The organism is Bacillus sp. SIMBA_005 (assembly GCF_046535585.1).
Classification (GTDB): domain Bacteria; phylum Bacillota; class Bacilli; order Bacillales; family Bacillaceae; genus Bacillus; species Bacillus pumilus.
In genome coordinates this window covers 1-256 of record NZ_JAWRWI010000735.1, presented here as the reverse complement: position 1 = coordinate 256, position 256 = coordinate 1, and the positions used below count along the sequence as shown (strand labels likewise).

The window sequence follows — 256 nt, the reverse complement described above, 5'->3', positions numbered from 1 at the left end:
GTGTCGACCAACGCTCCCTGCGTGGCAGCGGAATCCGCGATATCAATATTCGCCCGCTCAGCCCCGCTAAGCGGAAGCCTCCCTTTGAGCAAGCCATTGAGCTTGCTGTATCCCGCATAGAGCATCTCTGCAATCGGGCTACCCGTCTCAGGATTCAGGATGTAGTAGACGCCCGCTGCGTTGGCCTCATCGCCATGCTGCTTGGCGCCGTTCGCCAAGGCCTTCTCTTCATCGTTGAAGATGCCGTTGTTGAACA

At 57.8% G+C, this 256-nt stretch carries 1 protein-coding gene; it reads right to left on the bottom strand.

What is annotated here, in order from left to right; translation table 11 throughout:
- A partial coding sequence (locus SB660_RS22010) for a hypothetical protein (protein WP_410584582.1) occupies positions 1-256 on the bottom strand: 256 nt, incomplete at both ends.